Origin of the sequence: Agromyces fucosus (genome assembly GCF_004134865.1) — a bacterium.
In the GTDB taxonomy this organism is placed as follows: Bacteria; Actinomycetota; Actinomycetes; order Actinomycetales; family Microbacteriaceae; genus Agromyces; species Agromyces fucosus.
Map to the genome: position 1 here is coordinate 107635 of NZ_SDPO01000003.1, position 13612 is coordinate 121246.

The 13612-nt window shown below is 72.4% G+C and carries 11 protein-coding genes; 8 read left to right on the top strand and 3 right to left on the bottom strand.

Annotated features, from left to right (window positions below; all coding sequences use genetic code 11):
* Nucleotides 1-17: 17 nt before the first annotated feature.
* Complete coding sequence (locus ESP57_RS12070) at nucleotides 18-818, bottom strand: enoyl-CoA hydratase/isomerase family protein (RefSeq protein WP_129231767.1); 801 nt, start codon at nucleotides 816-818, stop codon at nucleotides 18-20.
* Nucleotides 819-933: 115 nt separating this feature from the next.
* The gene (locus ESP57_RS12075; RefSeq protein WP_056012262.1) at nucleotides 934-1851 is read right to left on the bottom strand and encodes a LysR family transcriptional regulator; all 918 of its coding nucleotides are present in this window, start codon (nucleotides 1849-1851) and stop codon (nucleotides 934-936) included.
* Between the two features lie 572 nt (nucleotides 1852-2423).
* Here ESP57_RS12075 and ESP57_RS12080 point away from each other — a divergent pair.
* The 8 genes from ESP57_RS12080 (at nucleotide 2424) to ESP57_RS12115 (ending at nucleotide 11978) form a co-directional block, all read left to right on the top strand.
* Complete coding sequence (locus ESP57_RS12080; RefSeq protein ID WP_129231768.1) at nucleotides 2424-3164, top strand: Type 1 glutamine amidotransferase-like domain-containing protein; 741 nt, start codon at nucleotides 2424-2426, stop codon at nucleotides 3162-3164.
* Nucleotides 3161-4516 (top strand): anaerobic C4-dicarboxylate transporter family protein, encoded by a 1356-nt coding sequence (locus tag ESP57_RS12085; RefSeq protein ID WP_115960178.1) that lies wholly within the window; start codon nucleotides 3161-3163, stop codon nucleotides 4514-4516. The genes ESP57_RS12080 and ESP57_RS12085 overlap by 4 nt, the downstream gene beginning before the upstream one ends.
* On the top strand, nucleotides 4516-5940 hold the full coding sequence (locus tag ESP57_RS12090) for a threonine/serine exporter family protein (protein ID WP_129231769.1): 1425 nt from the start codon (nucleotides 4516-4518) through the stop codon (nucleotides 5938-5940). Before ESP57_RS12085 ends, ESP57_RS12090 begins: the two co-directional genes overlap by 1 nt.
* 9 nt (nucleotides 5941-5949) lie before the next feature.
* On the top strand, nucleotides 5950-6522 hold the full coding sequence (gene pyrE, locus ESP57_RS12095; RefSeq protein ID WP_235507761.1) for an orotate phosphoribosyltransferase: 573 nt from the start codon (nucleotides 5950-5952) through the stop codon (nucleotides 6520-6522).
* Nucleotides 6522-9725 (top strand): hypothetical protein, encoded by a 3204-nt coding sequence (locus ESP57_RS12100; RefSeq protein ID WP_129231770.1) that lies wholly within the window; start codon nucleotides 6522-6524, stop codon nucleotides 9723-9725. Before pyrE ends, ESP57_RS12100 begins: the two co-directional genes overlap by 1 nt.
* Before the next feature lie 4 nt (nucleotides 9726-9729).
* A complete protein-coding gene (locus ESP57_RS12105) occupies nucleotides 9730-10707 on the top strand; it encodes a ribokinase (RefSeq protein WP_129231771.1) in 978 nt (325 codons plus the stop codon).
* Nucleotides 10708-10755: 48 nt separating this feature from the next.
* Complete coding sequence (locus ESP57_RS12110; RefSeq protein WP_129231772.1) at nucleotides 10756-11688, top strand: nucleoside hydrolase; 933 nt, start codon at nucleotides 10756-10758, stop codon at nucleotides 11686-11688.
* 104 nt (nucleotides 11689-11792) lie between these two features.
* The gene (locus ESP57_RS12115; protein ID WP_129231773.1) at nucleotides 11793-11978 is read left to right on the top strand and encodes a hypothetical protein; all 186 of its coding nucleotides are present in this window, start codon (nucleotides 11793-11795) and stop codon (nucleotides 11976-11978) included.
* Nucleotides 11979-12012: 34 nt separating this feature from the next.
* On the opposite strand, the gene pdxR is transcribed toward ESP57_RS12115, so the two are convergent.
* Entirely contained in the window at nucleotides 12013-13485 is a 1473-nt protein-coding gene (gene pdxR / locus ESP57_RS12120; RefSeq protein WP_129231774.1) for a MocR-like pyridoxine biosynthesis transcription factor PdxR, read from the bottom strand.
* Between the last annotated feature and the right edge of the window lie 127 nt (nucleotides 13486-13612).

Sequence of the window (13612 nt, forward strand, 5' to 3'; positions counted from 1 at the left end):
GCTGACCCGTCCGACGGTCAGCGCGAGGTCGGTCGCGTTCCGAAGGCCGCGATGCGGGCGCTCGCCTCGGGCGTCGCGAAGGCGGCGCCGATCGTTCGCGCCTCGTCGTCGAGCGCCGTCTGGAAGTCGCGGGTCAGGCCCGAGCGCACGAGGCGCTTCGCCTGCCCGAAGGCCGCGGTCGCCCCGTCGATCCACGACTGCGCGATCTCGCGGGCCCGCGCCTCGAGGGCATCGGGTGCGACGACCTCGGCCACGAGCCCCCAGTCGAGCGCCTCGGCTGCGGTGAGGGTGCGCGAGGTCAGCGTGAGCTCGAGTGCGCGGCGGGTGCCGACGGCCTCGGGCAGCAGCGTGCTCACACCGCAGTCGGGCGTGAGCGCGACATCCGCGTACCGGCTCGCGAAGGTCGCGTGCTCGGACGCGACGACGAGGTCGGCGACGAGCATGAACCCGAGCCCGCCGCCGGCGACGGGCCCCTGCACGGCGGCCACGATCGGCTTCGAGCTCTCGCGCAGCGTGCGGTGACCGTCGTGGATCGCGTCGGCGAGGGCGGTGATCGTCGCGGCGGCCGACTCCTCGCCGTTCGAGACCGCGGTGGCTGCGAGCTCGGACATCGCCCGCACGTCGCCGCCCGCGCAGAACGCACGGCCGTTGGCGTCGAAGAGCACGGCGCCGATGTCGTCGCGCTCGGCGATCTCGTGGGCGAGCGCCTGCCAGCGGGCGATCGCGTCGGGGTCGACGGCGTTCAGCCGGTTCGGGCGATTGAGGGTGAGGCGGGCGAGCCCGTCTTCGACTTCGAACAGGATCGCGTCATCGCTCATGGACGTGGAGTCTACTTCGCCGCTCGGGACCACTCGTGTCGCACCGGACCCATGATGTCCGTGGTCCCGTGCGACACGAGGTGTCCCGAGCGACGTGCACGCCGCATGGCCAGGGTCAGGCCGCGGCGTGCGCCTGCTCGAGCCGCGAGGCGCGCGCCACGAGCACGTCGAGCACGGTGCGCACGGCGAGGCGCTCCGCGACATCCGGCCGCACCAGCGCCACGATCTGCCGAGCGGATGCCACGCCGCGCAGCGGCTTCAAGATGATCGAATCGGGCACGGCGCCGCTCGTGAACCGCGGCACGAAGGCGATGCCGAGGCCCGCCTCGATGAACGCTTCGATGATGCGCATGTCGCTGAACCGCTGGCTCACCTTCGCGCGCTGCCCGGCCTGCTGCTCGATCGCGTGCAGGATGCGTTCGAACGGGAAGCCCGGCGGCACCCCGAGCCACGTCTCGTCGACGAGGTCGGCGGGGGTCAGGTGCGCTCTCCCGGCGAGGCGGTGGTCGGCGGGCAGCCCGATGTCGAGCGGTTCGGTCAGCAGCGGAACGGCCTTCAGGCCCCGGCCGCCCCACGGGAGCACGCCCGGCATGGTGTGCGCGAGCACGATGTCGTAGTCGCTCGTGAGGTCGGCGAACTCGGCGAGCTCGGGGTCGAGATCGGTCGCACGCACCACGAGGCCCGCCACCTCGGCGAGGTCGGTGAGCACGGCGGGCAGAAGGGTCGCTCCGACTGTGGGGAAGGTGAGGAGGGAGACCTCGCCGCTCGGGTGGTTGCGGAACTCGTCCCACAGGGCGGTGGCGCGTTCGAGCGCGATGGCCACATCGGCGGCGCTTCGGGCGAGCGCATGGCCCGCGCTCGTGAGCACGACGCCTCGTCCGCTGCGCTCCGTGAGCGGCATGCCGGCCTCGCGCTCGAGCACCTTGAGCTGCTGCGACACCGCTGACGGCGTGCGGCCGGTGGCCTCGGCGACGGCGGTCACGCTGCCGCGTTCGGCGAGCTCTCGCAGAAGGTCCAATCGGCGCACATCCATGTAGCCAGCCTACATCGTCATTGTAGAATCGTGAGCTTGTGCTGAAGAGTTCGCGGCGCGAGAATTGAGGTGTCGAACACGTGCAATGGGGCATCGACTGCTCGATCACCCGCTCGTACTTCGAAAGGAATCACCATGGTCTTCGTACTCCTCGGCGCCGTTTCCGTCGCCGCCGTCATCGGCTCGATCGTCGTCACCGCTCGTGACGGCTACCGTCGTCAGCCGCGAGAGACGTTCGCGCGCACCGTCTAGGTCCGCGAATCCCGGGGGTCCGTTCCCCGGAACACCGGGCCGCGAGCACCGGGAGGGGCAATCCTCCCGTCGATGCGCGGCCCGAGGGTCGCGTCAGCGGCCCGATTGCAGGGCCGCCGCGCGGGGGAGGGACATCCCTTCTCCGGATGCGCGGCCCGATTGCAGGGCCGCCGCGCGGGGGAGGGACACCCCGCGGGGCGGCCCTTCTCCATGCGTATCGGGATGCGATGGGGGGATCCCGATGCGTGCCGTCGTGTCTCTCGACACCGCCGATGATCTGCCGCTAGCGTGTGCCCGAAGGTTCGACGTTTGGGGGAACGATGGCGCATGTGGTTGCGACCGGCGCAGGCAAGGCGATGATGGAGCGGCGGGCCGACCCGACGCACGAGTACATCCTGAAGCTCACCGGCAAGGAGCGTCCGCGCGTGCTCTTCGTCGGCACGGCGACCGGCGACGACGCCGCGTACATCGTGAGCTTCTACACGACGTACGACTCCGACCGCTGCGCACCGCACCACTTGCCGCTCTTCCACCGTGCCGTCGACGACCTCGCGGGCTTCGTGAAGGGCTTCGACGTGATCCACGTCGGCGGCGGCAACACGGCGAACATGCTCGACGTCTGGACGCGCCAGGGTCTCGACGAGATCATGCGCGAGATGTGGGAGGACCCGAACTCGAACACGGTCTTCACCGGCGGTTCGGCCGGCGGCATCTGCTGGTTCGAGGGCGGCACGACCGACAGCTACGGTCCCACGCTGCAGGTGCTCCCCGAGGGCCTCGGGTTCCTGCACGGCAGCTTCTGCCCCCACTACGACGCCGAAGACCAGCGGCAGCCCCTGTTCCACGCTTCCCTGCTGAGCGGTGAGCTCGCGACGGGCTACGCGGTCGGCAACCTGCAGTCGCTGCACTTCGAGGGTTCCGAGTTCGTCACGGCCATCAGTCCCGTCGAAGACGCGCTCGCACTGAAGGTCGAGGCGATCGACGGCGAGATCGTCGAGACACCGCTGCCGACCACCGTGCTCGCGAGCACGGGCCCGATCGTGAAGGGGCCCTCGTCGTGAACGACAACGTCTGGATCCTCGTCGCCGAGTTGATCGTCGTCATCCTCGCGATCTACATGGGCACCCGCACGAGCGGGATCGGCCTCGGCGTGTGGGGCCTCGTCGGTGTCGCGGTGCTCGTCTTCGTCTTCGGCGAGGCGCCGGGCAATGCCCCGGTCGACGCCGTGTTCATCGTCATCACCGTCATCACCGCGGCATCCGTCATGCAAGCTGCCGGCGGCATCGACTGGATGGTCTCGGTCGCGTCGAAGGTCATCAAGAAGCGGCCGAAGTCGGTCGTCTTCCTGGCGCCGGCGATGTCGTTCCTCTTCACCGTCGGCGCCGGCACGGGCAACATCTTCTATCCGCTGCTGCCCGTCATCTACGACGTGTCGTACCAGCAGAAGATCCGCCCCGAGCGCGCGCTGTCGGTCTCCGCCGTGGCCTCGCAGGTCGGCATCCTCTGCAGCCCGGTCTCCGCCGCCACCGCCTCGATGGTCGTGCTGCTCGCGCCGCAGGGCGTCGACCTCGGCAAGCTCCTGCTCATCATGTGGCCGGCCTCGATCGTGGGCCTCGGCATCGCCGCGCTCGTCATGGTCAAGCACGGCAAGGAGCTCGAGGACGACCCCGAGTTCCAGCGTCGCGTCGCCGAGCACCTCGTGAAGCCGGCCGTCGTGGTCGACGCCGACAAGAAGCTGCCGCGCAGCGCCGTGCTCTCTGCCTCGATCTTCCTCACCGGCGTCGGCGTCATCGTGCTCTTCGGCCTCTTCACGGGCCTGCGCCCGATCATCGGCACGGATGACGCGGGCGACCCGGTTCGCGTCAGCATCACCGTCATCATCGAGGTCATCATGGGCGTCATCGCCGCGCTCATCTTCGTCACCTGCAAGGTCAAGGCGGCGGATGTCCCGAAGCAGTCGACCTTCCCGGCCGGCATGGTCGGCGCGATCGCCCTGTTCGGCATCGCGTGGCTCGCGAACACCTTCGTCGCGGCGAACAACACGCTCATCGTCGACGGCCTCGGATCGCTCGTCTCCGGCTCGTCGGCGTTCCTCGGCGCGCTGCTCTTCGCACTCGCCCTCTTCCTCGTCGCGATGCTCACGACGAGCCAGTCGAGCGCGACCAATGCGATCGTCCCGATCGGCATCACCATCGGCCTGCCCGCACCGCTGCTCGTCGGCCTCTGGCCGGCGGCGATGGGCATCTACACGCTGCCCGCCAACGGCAGCCAGGTCGCCACGGTCGCGTTCGACCAGACCGGCACGACCAAGATGGGCAAGTTCGTCTTCGACCACTCGTTCCAGCTGCCGAACCTCGTCTACGTCGTCGTCGCGATCCTCGTGGGCGTCGCGCTCTCCTTCGTCATCGTCTGATGACGGAGGCGGCCGACCAAGCGCTCCTCCGCAGGTTCCTCCTCGGGCTCGCGGAGGGCATGAACGCGGCAGCGGACTCGACCGACAAGATCCGCGACACGCTCGTGAAGGTCTCGAGCGCGTACGGGCGCGACGACACGGATGTCGTCGTGCTGCCGACCGTGATCCTCATCGAGACGGCTGCGGGCGACGAGGGCAGGGTCGCGATCCGCTCCTCGGTGAACGCCTCGTTCCGGTTCGACCAGATCGCGGCGCTGTATCGCCTGATCGACGCCGCCGGTCGCGCGGAGCTCACGCCGCTCGAGGGCATCACGCGGTTGAACGAGATCGGCGCGATGAAGCCGTCGCACGGATGGATCGTGCGCACGTTCGGTCACGCGGTGCTGACCACTGGGCTCGCGCTGTTGCTCGCACCGACGTGGCAGGGCGCGCTCGTCGCCTTCGTGCTCGGTGCGTTCATCGGCGTCGCCAAGCTCGTGCGCTCGCCGACGCTGCAGATCGTCTTCCCCGTGTTCGCGGCCTTCGCCTGCGCCACCGCGGTCTTCCTCATCGCCCCGTACTTCGCGATCGGCGACCCGATCAGACTGCTCATCGCCCCGCTCGCGACCTTCCTGCCCGGCGGCGTGCTGACGACGGCCGTCGTCGAGCTGGCGGCGGGCCAGATGCTCGCGGGCGCTTCGCGCCTCGTGTTCGGGCTCGTGCAGCTCTCCCTGCTCGCCTTCGGCATCCTGGCGGCGGGCACGCTCGTCGGCGTCGGCAGTTCCTCGTACGTGGCGCTGGACTCTGGCGACGGCTTCCCGTGGTGGACGGCGCTCTTCGGCGTGCTGCTCTTCGCGATCGGCAACTACCTCCACTTCTCGGCCCCACCGCGGACGTTCGGATGGGTGCTCCTCGTGCTGCTCGTCGCCTACACCGGCCAGGTCGCGGGCGGGGCGCTCATCGGGGCATCCGTCAGCGGATTCATCGGCGCGCTCGCCATGACCCCCGTCGTGCTCTGGATCGCGACGCTGCGCCACGGCGCCCCGTCGCAGCTCACCTTCCTGCCCGCGTTCTGGTTGCTCGTGCCCGGGGCCGCCGGTCTCGTCGGACTGACCGAGGCCATCGGCACCACGCGCGGCTACGAGGACTTCGCCGAAGCCCTCATCTCGATCATGTCGATCGCGCTCGGCGTGCTCATCGGCACGGCGCTCTATCGCGTCGTTCACCAGGGGGCCGAGGAGATCGCGGACTTCCACATCGACGTGCCGGCGGCGCTCGCCGAGGAGACGGCCCCGCCCTTCTGGGCGCGCCTGCTCCCGGGCACCCCGCGGTCGTTCTGGGGCCGCCGGCGAAGGGCGGCGTCGAGTCCTCGACGAGCGGATGCCTCGATGCCGCCGCCGCTCGCTGAGAAATCCGCCCCTTCCTCTCAGGCGACCGGGTCGTAGAGTATTCGGGTGACCCTCCGAGAGCCTCAGCCCATCGACGCCGTGCGCGCCCAGTTGATCGACTTCATCGCGGCCGACGCCGTGTTCCACGGGGACTTCACCCTGACGAGCGGCAAGAAGGCCACCTATTACGTAGACCTCCGCAAGGTGAGCCTCGACCACCGGGTGGCTCCGCTCATCGGACAGGTCATGATCGACCTCATCAAAGACGTGCCCGACGTGGTCGCCGTCGGCGGCCTGACCATGGGAGCCGACCCGATCGCCTCGGCGATCCTGCACCAGGGTGCCGCCCAGGGCCTCGCGTACGACGCCTTCGTGGTGCGCAAGGAGCCGAAGGACCACGGCCGCGGCAAGCAGGTCGAGGGTCCCGACCTCGCCGGCAAGCGCGTCATCGTGCTCGAAGACACATCGACGACCGGCGGTTCTCCCATCAAGGCGATCGAGGCGCTCCGCAAGGTCGGCGCCGAGGTCGTGGCCGTCGCGGTGGTCGTCGACCGTGCGACCGGTGCCCGCGAGATCATCGAGGCCGAGGGCGTGCCGTACCTGTACGCCATCGGTTTGGAAGACCTGGGGCTGGCCTGATGACGAGCGACGGGCAGGGTCTGGGAGGCGACGGCGCAGATTGGCTGCTCGCCCAGTTGGCGGGCGGCGATGCGCCGCGCCGCGACATCCCGTCTCCGCCCGTCGCACCGCCGGCTCAGCCGGTCGCACCGCCGGCGCAGCAGGCCGCACCCGCGGCGCCGCGCACTCCGGCCCCGCGCCGCGAAGAGGTGCTCGACTGGTTCTCCGAGGCTCCGGCTCCCCGCGCGGACCCCGCGACGAGTGCGCTTCCCGTCGTCGGCTCTCCGGCTCCGCGGGCCGCTGAGCCGCCGCAGCAGGTCGCGCCGACTGCCGATGCGGGCTCGCCGGTGCCTCCGCAGTCGTGGACCCCGCCCTTCGCGGTCGGTCTGCCGCATGAGCCCCCCGCCGCCGCTCCCGTGTACCTGACCGCGGTCGAGCCCCCGGTCGGTACGCCGGCCGCGGCACCGGCCCAGCCGGTTACGCCCTCGGCTCCTGCTGGTGCGTGGCCGCCTGCCGCTCCCGCGGCACCCGCGGCACCCGCGGCACCCGTGGCACCCGCGGCACCCGTGGCACCCGCCGCCGCGTGGCCCCCGGCGGCTCCGACGACCCCGACGACGCCGATTGCGCCGACCGACTCGTGGACGCCCGCTCCCTCGACCCCGGCATGGTCGCCCGCAACCCCCGTGGCATCGACTCCGGCGGCCGTCCCTCCCGGGGTGCCGCCGACGCCTCCCGGGCCCGTGACGCCGACCGCCCCGTTCGCGCTCACCTGGGGTTCCGACGAACTCTCGTCCGAAGACGCGATCCGTGCCGCATTCCGGAGCCTCGCCGACCCGTCAGCGACGGCGAACGATGCCGATGGGCGACCGCAGGGCGCGACCGCACCTGCCGCGCCTGCAGCACCGACCACGCCCGCGGCACCGGTGCCGCCGGAGGCAGAATCCATCGCTCCCGCGGACTCGCCGTTCGCTGGGTTCGCGCCGCCGCCCGTGGCTCGGCAGTCGTTCACGCCGGTGCAGTCGGCCGAGCCGGTCGTGCCGGTCCACCCGACCGCGCCGTCGACCGCGCCGGCCGGATGGGATGCCCGTGCCGCGGCCGCCGCGCGACCCGCGTCGTACGACGATGAACTGTGGGCCGCCCTCCACGAGCCCGAGCAGCCCTCGGCGGCCCCGGTTCAGCCTGCGGCCCCCGTGCAGCCGGCAGCGCAGGTCTGGTCGACCGCAGCGGCCGAGCCTGCGGCCCCCGTGCAGCCGGTAGCGCAGGTCTGGCCGGCCGCAGCGGCCGAGCCCGCGGCCCCCGTGCAGCCGGTAGCGCAGGCCTGGTCGACCGCAGCGGCCGAGCCCGCGGCCCCCGTGCCGGTGGCCCAGACCTGGCCGACTGCGCCGGCCGAACCCGTGGCGCCGCTCGCAGCGGAGCCGCCGTTCCAGCAGGCACCGCGCCCCGAACGCGATCGGTTCGCGGCGTTCGCCGCGGACACCACCGATCCGTTCGCCGCACTGGCCGAGACGCGTGCCGTGCCGATCCAGTCCGCGGCCCCGGCTGCCCCCGCCCCGGCGGAGCCGATTCACGAGGCATCGCAGCCAGTCGTGCCGCAGTACGGACACGATGAGCGCGAGCCCGACGCCCGGAGCGGATTCCCGTTCCTCGAGGTGCGCGGCATGGCCGCAGCGCAGGAGAATGCCGCGGTCGGCGCGCCCGTCCGCGAGGCGAGCGCCTTCAACACCACGCCCTTCCCGGCCTTCGCCTCGGCGACCGGTGGCGGCGACGACGACCCGACGCGCGAGCCGCCCGCCCCCGTCGACGACCTCCTCGCCTCGCTCGGCGGCGGTGCGCCGCGCGCACGTGCTGCAGGGCCGACGCCGCCTTCGGGCGGTTCCGGCGCGAACCCGCCGACCGCCCCCGTGCCGGCCGGGCTCGACGCGCTCGGACTGGGATTCGATGACGATGACGACGACGCCGCAGACGCGGAGCCCGACGAGGCCGACGACCGGGCGGGGTCCGGCATCCGCGGTCGGTTCTTCGGTGGCGCCCGCGCCGACGACGAGCCCGAAGCGGGTCGAGGCGGCATGCCGTTCGACGACGACGAATCATCGATCGCGCGCGAGATGGCCGATACGGGTTACTTCTGGAACCTGACGCCGGATCCGAACGCGGAGGACCCGAAGGACGCTCCTTCATCCGTCGCGACCGCCTTCCTGGGCGAGGCAGGTTCGGCCGGCCAGAATCCGGACCCGTTCGCCGCAGACGCCGCCGAGCCGGCATGGGACGAACCCGCCCCCGAGGCCGCAGCCCCCGAGTGGGCGTTCCCCGGCGACGAGACTGCCGCCGACACGGCGCCGTACAGCGACGACGTGCGCCTCGGCGAACGGCCGGCCGCGACGAACCACGATCCGTTCGGCGCAACCGACGACGACGCGATGGGCGCCCTCTTCGGTGCAGCAGCCGCGACGAACGATCCGTTCGGCGCACCGAACGGGTCGCAACCGGCCGCGCCGAGCTACCCCCTGCCCCCGTCGCAGGGGCCGGTCGGCGGTGGCATCGGCCCGCAGCGCACCGGCAGCGGCAATGGCTCCTCGGGCTCCGGCGGCGGTGGAGATCGCGGAGGCGCCGGCGGAGGCGCCGGTGGTGGCACGGGCGGCTCGCCCGGTGCCCCGAAGGGCGCCAAACGCACCACGCGAACGCTCATCTGGGTCGCCGGCGGACTCGTCGTGCTGCTCGTGCTCGCCGGGCTCTACTACCTCGGCACCCAGCTGACCGGCGGGGGAGGCGAACAGGCGAGCGGCAGCCCGTCGGCGAGCTCATCCGAGACGCCCGTCGCCGCGCCGACGGCCGCGCAGCCGGCCGGCGTGCACGCCTGGGACACCCTCTTCGGCGGCGAGTGCATCGAGCCGTTCGAGTCGGTCTGGGCCGAGGAGTTCACGGTCGTCGACTGCGCCGCGCCGCACACTGCGCAGCTCGTCTACCGGGGCACGCTGCCCGGCGACGAAGCGGCGCCGTTCCCGGGCGAAGCCGCGCTCGCGGCCGAGATGCCGGCACTGTGCCGGGCCGCGGGCGTCTTCGAGCCCACGCTCGTCGCGGGCATCCCCGACCTGCAGGTGCAGGGCAGTTTCCCCGTGACCGAGGAGCAGTGGGCGGCCGGCCAGCGCAACTACTACTGCTTCGCGAACCGCGCGGGCGGCGAGCCGCTGACGGGGCCGATCAACGGCCCCGGTCCAGCGGCCTGATCGCATGACCACTGAACGCGACGGTGCCCGAACCGGCGCGGGCACCGTGCCGGGCCGGGTGGTCGTCATCGGCTCGCTGAACGTCGACTCGACGAGCTACGTCGACGCGTTCCCCGCCCCGGGCGAGACCATCCTCGCCCGCGACTTCCAGGTCGCCCTCGGTGGCAAGGGGGCGAACCAGGCCGTCGCGGCGCACGTCGCGGGGGCCCCCGTCGAATTCGTGGCGTGCATCGGCGACGACGCGAGCGGAGCGTACGCGCAGGGCGCCCTCGAGCGACTCGGTCTGCCGATCGCTCCGATCCGTCGCATTCCGGATGCCTCGACGGGCGTCGCCCAGATCACGGTCGCCGCCTCGGGCGAGAACACGATCATCGTCACGGGCGGTGCGAACCTCGCCCTCACGCCCGCGCTCGTCGACGCGGAGCGCGACCGCGTCGCCGCCGCGACCGTCGTGCTCACGCAGGGCGAGCTCGCCGTCGACACGATCGAGCACCTCGCTCGAGTCTCGAACGAGGTCGGGGTCCGGTTCGTGCTGAACCTCGCACCGCCCGCAGCGGTCTCCGCCGCGACCCTCGCCGTCGCGGACCCGCTCGTGCTGAACGAGCACGAAGCGCGGGCGGTCGGCGTCGGTACGGATGCCGCGGACGGCGCCACCCTCGACGGGTGGCGGGTGCTCGCGGCATCCGCTGCCGGCGGCATCGCCCGCTCGGTCGTCGTGACGCTCGGCGCGGCCGGTGCCGTGGCCGCCGACGCGACCGGCTCGTGGACGGCGGCTGCGCCGCGCGTGACCGCGGTCGACACCACGGGCGCCGGCGACGGGTTCACGGGAACGCTCGCGGCGTTCCTCGCCGAGGGGCGCCCACTGCCCGAGGCCCTCCGCATCGCCGTCGCCGCCGGCTCGCTCGCCGTGCAGTCGAGGGGCACGGTCGACTCGTACGCGCCCCGGGCCGAAGTGCTCGCCGCGGCGGGTGCCGCCGACTGAGCCGTCGCACCCATGCCTGCCGACCCGAGACGAGAGAACGAGCCCAGCATGACCATTCCCGTGATCATCGACTGCGACCCCGGCCACGACGACGTGTTCGCGCTCTGGCTGGCCGCGGGTCATCCGTCGCTCGACCTCCTCGCCGTCACGACCGTCGGCGGCAACGTGCCGCTCGAGCACACGACCCGGAACGCCCGCATCGCGCTGTCGGTCGCCGGCGTGACCGACGTGCCGGTCGCCGCCGGCGCTGCCGGCCCGCTCGTGCGGCCGCTGCAGACCGCCGAGTGGATCCACGGCGAGAACGGCCTCGGCGGGCCCGAACTGCCGGAGCCCACTGTGCCGCTCGACGCCCGAACCGCGACCGAGCTCATCGCCGACACGCTGATGGGGTCCGTCGAACCCGTCGCCGTCATCGCGACCGGGCCGATCACGAACGTCGCGATCCTATTGCGCGACCGGCCCGACCTCGCCGGGCGCATCCGGGAGATCGTCTGGATGGGCGGCTCGACCGACCGCGGCAATGCGACGCCGTACGCCGAGTTCAACGCCCTCGTCGACCCCGAGGCGCTCGACCTCGTGCTGCGCAGCGGCGTGCGGTTCACGATGGTCGGCCTGAACGTGACGCACCTCGCCCTCGTGACACCCGCCGTGCGCCGGCAGGTCGCCGCCGTCGGCAACGCGACCGCGGCGTTCGGCGACGAGCTCTTCGAGTTCTTCTGCCGCACGAACGACGAGGTGTTCGGCATGCCCGACGGGCCGCTGCACGATCCCGTCGCCGTCGCGGTGCTCGCCGACCCGGGGTGCGTCGGGCTGCGGCGCACGCGTCTCGATGTGGAGCTGCTCGGCGTCGAGACGGCGGGGGCGACGAGCGTCGACCTCGACGGCATGCTGGGGCGGGAACCGAACGCCTGGGTCGCGGTCGAACTCGACGTCGAGCGGTTCTGGGCGGGCGTCGCGGCATCCGTCGCCCGGCTCGCCTGAGCTCGCGCCCGAGGGCGCAACCCTCCGTCGGACCGGTCGTCCGCAGTCCCCGACGGTGACGCTCGATCCCGCCTAGGGTGACGGGTATCGAGTGAGGGAAGCCCATGGACTGGACCTTCTGGCTGGGCATCGTCGTCATCGCCGCGCTCTGGGGCGTGACGCAGTGGGCGTTCTCGCTCCGCCGGCATTCCGAGAAGTCCCGCGGCGAGGATCGCGAGGCCGCCGACGCGATGAACGACGTCGAGCGCGGCAAGGAGCGGGGCCGCTTCTGGTCGGGCTTCGGGAATTGACGGGCGGCCGCTGGTCGCGTTCTGGTCGCCGATCTCAGGCGAGCGAGCGGATGACTCCGGCGAGCCGGGCAACCGCTTCGTCGATGACCGCGTCCGAGAGGTTGCCGTAGCCGAGCACGAGCGCATCGACGTTCGGCATGGAAGCCGACGCACGATATCCGGTGAGGTCTGACACGGCGATCTCCTCGCCGGCCGCGGCACGCCGCACCGCGGCGGCCTCGACGCCCGGCGGCAGTTGCAGCACGGCGTGCATGCCCGCGGCGATGCCGGTGACCTCGAGCCCGGGGAGCTCGCGTTCGAGCGCCGTCAGGAGCGCCGCGCGGCGTCGACGGAACCGGCCGCGCGCCGCACGCAAGTGCCGCTCGAGGTCGCCGGTTGTGATGAACTCCGCGAGCGCGACCTGGTCGAGCGTCGACGGACGCGCTCGGTCGGCGAGTGGCACGCGCTCCCGAAGCCCGCGTGGCATGACCGCCCAGCCGAGCCCGAAGGCCTGCGCCATCGACTTCGACAGGGAGCCGACGAGCACCACGTGTTCGGGTGCGAGACCCTGCAGCGCGGCGATCGGCCGGCGGTCGTAGCGGAACTCGGCGTCGTAGTCGTCTTCGATCAGGAGCCCGTCGACGTCGCGGGCCCACCGCACGATCGCCTCCCGCCGGGCCGGCGACAGCGCCGCGCCGAGCGGGAACTGGTGAGCCGGCGTGATGAGCGCCGCACGTGCGCCGGTGCGCTCGGCGGCGTCGATGAGCGCGTCGACGTCGATCCCCGAGGCGTCGACCGGCACCGGCACCGGGGTGATTCCGGCTGCGGCCGCGATCTCGCGGAGCCGAGACCAGCTCGGGTCCTCGACGAGGAGTGCCGTGTGGCCCGCGGCCCGCAGCCCTGCGACGACGCCGGCCATGCCGTCGGTCGCCCCGTGCGTGATCACGACGTCGTCGGGGGCGACGATCGCGCGGCGCGATCGCGAGAGGTAGTCGGCCACGGCCGTGCGGGCGAGCGGATGCCCCAGCCGATCCACCACCGTGAATTCGGCGTCGGGGAGGCGATCGAGGGCGCGTCGCACCGCCCCGGCCCACCTCGCCCTGGGCACGTGGCGCAGGTCGGGCACGCCGGGGCCGAGGTCGAGGCGCGGTCGCCGGTACTCGGCACGGAGCGGCACGGTGCCCTGCTCGTCGTTCGCCGCGCGCACCTCGTGCACGCCCGACGGGGCGAGCGGATGCCTCCCTCCAGCCGGCACCCGCGTGCCCGAGCCGACCGTCGCCTCGAGGAACCCCTCCGCCACGAGCTGTCCGTACGTCTCCGTCACGACCCAGCGTGAGACGCCGAGCGTCTCGGCGAGCGCGCGGCTCGGCGGAAGGCCGGCACCCGGCGGAAGTCGACCGGCGTGCACGGCATCGCGGATCGCTCGTTCGAGCCGATCACGGAGTGGCGCAGGACCGGAGCCGGAGTCGGAGCCCGGGTCGAGGTCGAACAGCGTCTCCCAGGCGAGCGCGGGGCCCGATCGAGTCATCCGTCTCCTCGTCTCGGGCCGTGTGCCCGTTTGCCGTCGCGAATCGGTCTGGTGAATCATCCGCTGATTGGAGTGTAAGCCCGAGCCGAATGCTTCGTACGCTCGATCCCGTCACCCCACCACAGAC

Excerpts from the sequence above, each read along its gene's own strand:
- ESP57_RS12110 (WP_129231772.1), top strand. The coding sequence starts at position 10,756 with ATGACCATTCCCGTGATCATCGACTGCGACCCCGGCCACGACGACGTG.
- ESP57_RS12075 (WP_056012262.1), bottom strand. The coding sequence starts at position 1,851 with ATGGATGTGCGCCGATTGGACCTTCTGCGAGAGCTCGCCGAACGCGGC.
- ESP57_RS12090 (WP_129231769.1), top strand. The coding sequence starts at position 4,516 with ATGACGGAGGCGGCCGACCAAGCGCTCCTCCGCAGGTTCCTCCTCGGG.
- ESP57_RS12100 (WP_129231770.1), top strand. The coding sequence starts at position 6,522 with ATGACGAGCGACGGGCAGGGTCTGGGAGGCGACGGCGCAGATTGGCTG.
- ESP57_RS12115 (WP_129231773.1), top strand. The coding sequence starts at position 11,793 with ATGGACTGGACCTTCTGGCTGGGCATCGTCGTCATCGCCGCGCTCTGG.
- ESP57_RS12080 (WP_129231768.1), top strand. The coding sequence starts at position 2,424 with ATGGCGCATGTGGTTGCGACCGGCGCAGGCAAGGCGATGATGGAGCGG.
- pdxR (WP_129231774.1), bottom strand. The coding sequence starts at position 13,485 with ATGACTCGATCGGGCCCCGCGCTCGCCTGGGAGACGCTGTTCGACCTC.
- ESP57_RS12105 (WP_129231771.1), top strand. The coding sequence starts at position 9,730 with ATGACCACTGAACGCGACGGTGCCCGAACCGGCGCGGGCACCGTGCCG.
- ESP57_RS12070 (WP_129231767.1), bottom strand. The coding sequence starts at position 818 with ATGAGCGATGACGCGATCCTGTTCGAAGTCGAAGACGGGCTCGCCCGC.